Raw genomic sequence first — 8,007 nt, 5'->3', positions numbered from 1 at the left:
TATTCGGTTAGCCATAGCACCGATGAATGTGTTTATTATTACATCATTGGTTATGTCATTTCCGGTGCCATCCCCACCGATAGGTAGATTTGCGCAACTTACAAAGAGCAAACCGATCGCTAAGATCATAAAGAACACGCTTAATTTCTTCATTTAAAATCCTCTCCTTTTATAAAAAGTTGTTTATTAGATTTTAGTAAAGAGATCTAAAAAAAATCTAAAACAACTTTTTTGGAGAGGATTAATAAATTTGAAATTCTTTGACAAAGTAACTTATTTCTTTTGAATTAAAAGCTGTTCCTAACTCTTTTTTGTACAACTCGTTGATATATTTGTAATAATCCAAAGCCTTTTTTCTTTCACCTTTTTTCAGTAGAAGATTGATATACTCAATGTTCATTTCGTCGGCGAAAGGCTCAATTCGTAAGTATTCGTCTAAATAATTTTCTGCCATTTCAATGTCTTTCTCTTTTTCTAAAGAATACAAAATAGCTAGTATTGACAGATAAGATTTTTCAGCATCTTCTATCTTAGGGATTGCCCAATCGTCGTAAATATTAGAAGGTAAAAGGCCATAGGAATAGAGTTTCTTAGCCTTTAAATAATGTTCTTTAGCTTTTAAGTATTGTTTGTTTTTAAACGATTTATTTCCTTCTTCAAAATGAAGGATAAAGTCTTCGTAATCCAAGTAATAAACCTTGTTTACATTGAATTTGTAATTTTTATTTTTTTGAAGTATGTATTCCTCAACCAAACCAAACTCTTGAAATCTCTTTCGTATGTCGTGAAGTGCTACGTATAAGCTTTGACGACTTTTTTCAAAAGGTAAATTTGGCCAGAAGTTTTCAATTATTACATCTTGAATAATCCATTGATCATAATTCAAAGTTAAAAATTTAAAAAGTTCTAACGCTTTTTGATTTCTAACCTTTCTCATTGTCAAAACCTTATCACCACATACCAATCTAAATTCACCAAAGAGATAGATTTTAGGGTATAAAGCTTTTTTTGATTCAAGATATGAGATTTCTTGGGCATCTTCGAATCTCAATTTAAATGAAGTATCTAAGGAAGGTATTTTAAGTCCCAAATTAATTTCAATGAGATCTTCAATTAAGCTCGTTATTTCGGGATATTTTTGGAGAATAAATTGGTAATTGTTATCTGATAATAACTTGTTAAATGTTTTTAAATCTTCATTATAAGAAGACAAATTGAATGATTTACTTAAAAACAATTTTAAGAGTAACGCTTGAGTTAATATTAATTTTGCTTTCCCTTCTTTGGCTACATGAATAATTTTTTCAATGTATGGCAGGGCTTTTTCAAATTGTTTTAAATGTATCAATAATCGAACTTCTTGTAGTTCAAAGTTCAATATCTGATATTTGTTGAAAATAGTTTTGCCAATTTTTATTGCCTTTTCAACTGTTGAAAAAGATTCTTTAAGTTCACCTTTTTTTAAAAGATATTGGGATTGGACGAAGTAATAATTTGCTTGAAGAAATTTTGATCTTGAATAATAATTTTCAGCTTCCTTTAAACTTTTTTGGGCAGGTTGTAATTCATTTTTTTCTACTTCTAGCTTGGCTTGCAAGATTTTTAAGACAGGAAGGTAAGCGATGTTTTTAGTTTCCAAGTATATGTTTTCAAAGGCTTCGAGATGCTCTTTAGCTTTGTCATATTTTTGTGTTTCAATATAAAAATCGGTAAGATTCCCATTTAAAAGTGCTTTCCCATATATATCTTTTAAATCCTCAAAACTTTTTAAGGATTTAATGAAGTAGTTTTCCGAACTTTCTAGATTTCCTTCGATTAGAAAAATATTGTAAGCAAGGTTGTTAAGAAGCCATGGCTTCATTTCTGTATAATTAAACCGTTCGCATAATTCCATAGCTTTGTTCAAATATATTTTCCCTTCACCTAATTTTGAAAGGTTAGAATAACTGGTTCCCAATAGGTTGTACAAGGAAGTTAAGCTTTGGTAATTTTCATTTGGTATACTTTTCAGCAATTCATTTCCCATTTCGATGACCTTTTCATATTTTTCTTGATGCCAGTAGATTCCTATTATTTGTGTGTCTATATTCTCAAGAATACTTTTGTTGGAAATTTTATGAATGTTATCTTTTACCATTCTATAATCTGCAAGAGCTTCATCAAACATGGAATATTTCTCTTCTATAACACCACGATAATAGTACAATTCAATGTTATTGGTGAAAAAAGAGGTAGGCACTGAATCTAACCATTTTTTTATGATTGAAAAATCTTTTATCAATAACTCAGAATGATTGAGAAAGAAGTTATAGGCTTTTTTTAAATCATTCATATTCAGTAAGCAATGAAATTGCCCATAGTAATCGTGCTCTTTTTCATATATGCTAAAAAGCGTCTGGCATATCTCGTTTTTTTCTCTTTCTCCAATGCCTTTAGAGATCGTTTGACGGAATATTTCGTTCATATAGTAATAATGCGGATCCTTTTTTTCTAACATGTTTAAATCGTACAACTTTTCAAAAGACTCGTGAACTTTTTTATCGTTTTTGAGGTTGAAATATGCTTTACAAATCTTTGGTTCTATTTCAGTCATTAAACTGAAAACTTTCAAATACTCTCTTAAATCTTCTGATAAGACTTCAGTTAATAAGTTTATATATTCATCTATTCTTTTTGCTGAATCTATAAGCTCATCAAAGTTTTTTAGGTCTGTTGTCTCTATGTATGTGGTTAAAATATTAATATAGGTTGGTATTCCATCGGTTAATTGGTATAACTCTAACAAGTTTTCTTCTGATAAATTAATTTTTTTTGTGCTGATATAATTTTTAAATTCATCAAAAGAAAATTTTAGTTCATCTTCTTGAATAGTGTAAACATTATTATCCATAGCAAATTTTGTTAAATGAATCGGAAATTCTTGGTTAGTAGTAAAAAGAAAATGAACGTTTTGGGGTATGAAATTTAATAACAATTTAAGAAGATTTTCATTTTTCCCTTCAAAAACAACATTTTCGAAGGAATCAACAAATATAAATATTTCTTTCGTATAACTTGAAAAACCGTTTAATAGTTCAACAACCTTTTCTTCTTCAGTAAAAAAAGAAATAGTATTTTGTGAATCATCTTCAAATATTTTCAGATTTATTGTTTTGAACAATATATAGATTAGATGATTGAGGAACGTGTCAAAATCAAAATAATTCTGTGGGCAGCTAATCCATACTTTTTGTTCATTCAATGTATTAAAATACATACTAAAAGTAATGCTCTTACCATATCCCGAAGGAGCTTTTATTATAATGTAATTTTTACTTTTATTATTGATCATAGAATTAAGTAACTTTTCTCTATATTGATGATATGGTTTTATTAAGAGAGGCTTAAAAACCGGTTCTAATATTTTCATATTAATCAGCACCTTTGAATAAACAACACGGGAAAAATTATAATATATCCATAATTAATACGATATTGTTGATACCATTGATGGTTGTGTTTCCAAAGATATATATAGAGTTTTGATTTTCAGGCTTTGATATACTAATTATTTCAAAATCAGAATCGAGTGTGTACGTGTTTAATTTTTCGACTTTTTCTTCTTCTAAATTTATTTCGTAAATTATTCCGACTTTTTTCCCATTTTCTATACTATAACCATATGCTAGGTATTTTTCATCTATTTTAGTAAAGCCTAAAAATTTGTTCGACCCTTCTAATGAAAATTCAAAAGAATATCCAAATCCATTTAATTCGTCTACCTCTAAAATTCCGTAACTCATAGGTGTTGATGAAGTTTCAAATAATACATAGTGTTTTCTACCCTCTTTGATAACCCCTACGGGAATGTTGTCGTTGGAATCCCCGTATACGTTTGACCATTTCATATTTCCATAGTAGTCAATTTTTAAAACGTATACATCAAAACCACCTACACCAAAAGATCTTGTGGCACCAAAGACCATAAAACCTTGATCTTGAGAGTTTTTAATATCTAAAGCAATTTCTACGTCGTTGCCACCAAAGTTGTTGGTCCAGATTCTCGTTCCGTCGTTTAAATACTTTGAAACGAAAATATCTGATAATTTTTTGTTAATGAACAAATTTCCCGTTACTGCGTAACTATCTTCGTCTATGTTTTTAATACTTATACCGCTATCTCTACCGATATCTCCATAATCTATCTGATAATTAACGCTACCATCTTCACTTATAGAAACAATGTAAACATTACCGTTTAAGCCGTAAGAGAGGGTATCGCCAACGTAGATTATATTCTTAGTGTTATCGGTAGAATCTTTAGTGAGTATGGCATCTCTAAAAAAGTCTGTATTATTTGCATGTAACGACTTTTCGTTTAAAATATTTCCATATGGGTCAATTTTCCATGTTTTTGCATCCCAATTTTCTGCTTTGCCTTCATAGCCGTAAAGGTAAAAGTTTTCTCCATCGTACAAACTTCCATAGATGTATTCATCGAAATCTTTAAAGAATATTTTGGTTAGTTCTGTCGCCTCAGACGTTAGTGAAGTAGGTTCAACGGGTATATCTATAGGAGTAGAGGGTTCTGTAATAGCCTCTTCTATTGGCACTGGTATTATGGTTTGAGTGGGTTCTGGTGTTATCTCCGTTGCCTGTGACGTTAGTGGAGTAGGTTCAACGGTTATAGTTACAGGAGTAGAAGGTTCTGTAATAGCTTCTTCTACTGGTTCTGGTGTTATGGTTTGAGTGGGTTCTGGCGTTATCTCCGTTGCCTCAGATGTAATTGGCGTGGCTTGGATGGTTATTGTTGATGGATGTGTCGCTATTTCTTCCTTCTCCTCCTCCTCCTCTTCTTCTTCTTCTTCTTCGATCGTTTGGGTTAAAGGCATTTTCTCCTTAATGTATCTCGTGAAATAATATTCAGAATCGAAATCATCGTAAAGTATTAAAAATCGAGTTAGAAAGTCTTTTACCCCTACCAATAAACCTTTGTCATATACTAAGGGTTCATCAATTATTTGGAATTTATTGATTGTGGAGTAATTCCAAACTAAACTTCCTTTCAAATCGAAGGACTTAATACTTTCTCCTACTAATATGAATCTATCTTTGTTAACAGGAACAAAATAATTGAAATTTTCATCATAGGTAAAAGTATTGATCAAATTTAATTCAGAATCATAAAAGTGAAGATTTTTTGAACCGGATAATAAAACTACTTTGTCGTAATAAGTGTATATTTTTCTTTGATATCTTTGAGTTTCTATTTGAAAGTCAAGTTGCGATATTTTTTGCAGGTTAGTGTCTAAGAGTGTAATATTATTATTAGTCAATATAGGGAATAAAGTCATATTTTGAATTTCAAGATAGTCAAAATCGAAAGTTTTGTCGTTAAAATTGAAACTTTCAACAGTTTCAAAATTACTATTCAATTTAATAAAATTATTCTCGATTAATAGATAGATATAACCTTCTTTTACTAAGGCTTTTTGAATGTTGTTGAAATCAATTTGTTTTTGTATTTGAAAATCATTGTTTATAGAAAAGATTTCATCATTACTGTAAAATATATTTTCTCCTGCTAAACCTTTAATCCTGACGTTCAATTGTGCCTTTTTTTCTAAAGAATAGTTGAAGATATAAGTTCCACTATGGGTTACTAGAAAAACAGTTTCACTTGTCAAAAATCCATTTTCAATATTTTGTTCAAAATCAACCGTTTTAACTATAACTTTATTGGTATTCATTAATTCAACCTTGTTTTTAGATATGCCGAGGAAGTTATCCTTTAAAGGAAGAATTTTATCAAACTCTTCAAATATGATAATATATGCATCTCCAGGACGCAAACTTCTTGTGGTAAATTTAGCCGTTTTGCTGAAGTACACGTTTCCATCCTGATCAACTCCTTCTACTTTCCAGTAATAAGTTGTTTCAGGCTTTAAGACGTCTCCGGTATAAAAGTTTGAAAAAATATTTTCCAATTTCAAATCTTTTTCATCTATATCTTGATCTTCAGATATGTATATTCTATATCTGAGCTCTTTATCTTCCGCATCTATGGTTTGCCATCTAAAAGAAGTTCTTATGTCTACGTTTTGGGCATCCTCTTGTGGAGAGAGAATATTTATATTCAAAGCAAAAGAAATAGCGGAAAATAAAATTACAAGAAATATTAACGAATAATTTTTCATGGCAGCACCTCTAAAAAGTTATTTTTGGTAGGAAATTTACTGCAAAAAAGAGTTAGAAATCGAGTTAATATTATTTATGAATAAAGATAAAATTTTTGTGTTATGATCTTTGAATTTGACTGAAGTTATTTCTTCAGCCATACTTTGTATTCTAAACATGGACAAAAAAACTTTTAAAGCATCTTTAAAATTATTTATTTTAAACTCTACTATCGAGTCAAAATCCATCAAATGTTCTTCGAAATTAGCAAATATTTGAGCAAAAGTAAAAGACATGTCTTTGATTTCTTCTACATTTTCTTGAATAAAAGGTTCTAAAGATAAGGATTCTCCTAAGATTCTATCTTGGTAGAATCTTAAAAGTAATCTACCGAAAGCTAACCCATCTCCATCTTTCCAAAGAAACTGTGATATAGCTGTTGCTACTCTTTCCGATAGGCCATAATTAAAGCCAGAAAGAAGTAGACTGTTCGTGAGTAATTCAACACCATCTGGATATAACTTTGGTTCTATCGAGCTCTCTTTCAACCAGCTAACGAAAGGGCGCTTTATTCCGTTGGTTGCTAGACGTTCCGACAAAGAAAAAGGGTCGATATTTCCCAATTCGTCTATACTTTCAAATATTGAATCGGAAATATTTTTGTCTGCAAATTCTTCCAGTTTGGAAACGTAAAGATCTAACCTGTCTAATTTATCTAATAGTAGGGTAAAATTTGATATGGGTTCTTTTAACAATATTTCTTTCACTCTTTCAACTCTACCTTGAGATAATTCGAACAATACTTTGAAATTAACAGCAACTGCGTGAAAGTCAGGATTCAAATTTAAAATTTCAAAATATTTTTCCACTTGTTCTTCATTTTCTATTATTACATAGAGTTTTAATAAAGTTAAAACAATAAGGTCTTTATTTTCTTCTGAAGCTGATTTTAAAGCTTTTTCCTCTGTTTCAATTGCTTGTAAGTATCTTCCCATGTTTTTATATTCCAAAGCTAATTCGTGAAGTATATAATCTGTTTCATTCAAGGAAGCGGCTTTTTCTAAGGCTTTTATTGCCTCATTGTGGTTTCCTAATCTAGCCAATGAATGAGCATCGTTATAATAAATTTCATATCTATCGCTATCTATTTCTAAGGCTTTTTGGTGGACTTTGTGTGCATCTTTATAGCGTTGATGTATATTCAAAGCAACACCCAATCTTTCATAGGCGGGAACAAATTTTTTATCGATCTCTATGCATTTTTGTAGAAGTGGTATAGCTTCTTCGAATCTGCCATTTTCCATGTATACATCCGCCATTTTCAGAAACCCTAACGTAAAGTCCTTTTCAAGTTCGACAGATTTAGAGTAATATTCTATCGCCTCATCATAGATGTTTCTTTCATACATGAGGTTACCAAGTTCATAATAACCATATGCAAAATTTGGCTTTTCTTTTATTGATTGTTTTAAATGTAATTCTGCGAGTTCAAGATTTCCTAATTTTTTGTAGTATAATCCAGTATAAAAATGCAATCTATAATCAGGATAAATTTTACCTGCCTTATCTAAAAATTCCTTCGCTTTTTCAAAATCTGTATCGTTGAGGGATTTTTTAAAAGCTTCATAATAATAATAAACCAAGTAAGATAAGTAATATTGGTTGTTTTTATCTATATCAATTTGAGCTTCTAAACCTCTAATAATTACATCCAAAGGTATTTTATTGGTTTTTCTTACTTTTTGAAAATCTTCCGCTAAAATAGGTAATTTTACAGGAAGATTATTCAACTTTGCATAATTGGGGTCAATATTCAGGTAAACTATAGCATATTTTACTTCTTTCAAAAGA

The 8,007-nt window shown here is 30.1% G+C and carries 3 protein-coding genes; all 3 read right to left on the bottom strand.

The window, feature by feature from the left end; translation table 11 throughout:
• Positions 1–241: 241 nt before the first annotated feature.
• From AA80_RS02455 to AA80_RS02445, 3 genes are read right to left on the bottom strand one after another with little or no spacing between them, the layout of a single operon-like run.
• Positions 242–3,409 carry a hypothetical protein gene (locus AA80_RS02455; RefSeq protein WP_103876253.1) on the bottom strand — a complete coding sequence of 1,056 codons (3,168 nt, stop codon included), beginning with the start codon at positions 3,407–3,409 and terminating at the stop codon, positions 242–244.
• 37 nt (positions 3,410–3,446) lie between these two features.
• Positions 3,447–6,176, bottom strand: coding sequence for a hypothetical protein (locus AA80_RS02450; protein WP_103876252.1), 2,730 nt, complete (start codon positions 6,174–6,176; stop codon positions 3,447–3,449).
• 36 nt (positions 6,177–6,212) lie between these two features.
• On the bottom strand, positions 6,213–8,003 hold the full coding sequence (locus AA80_RS02445) for a tetratricopeptide repeat protein (RefSeq protein WP_103876251.1): 1,791 nt from the start codon (positions 8,001–8,003) through the stop codon (positions 6,213–6,215).
• Between the last annotated feature and the right edge of the window lie 4 nt (positions 8,004–8,007).

It is taken from the genome of Petrotoga sibirica DSM 13575 (genome assembly GCF_002924625.1).
Classification (GTDB): domain Bacteria; phylum Thermotogota; class Thermotogae; order Petrotogales; family Petrotogaceae; genus Petrotoga; species Petrotoga sibirica.
Note: the sequence above shows the minus strand (reverse complement) of the source record. Positions and strands in the feature narration are given on the sequence as shown.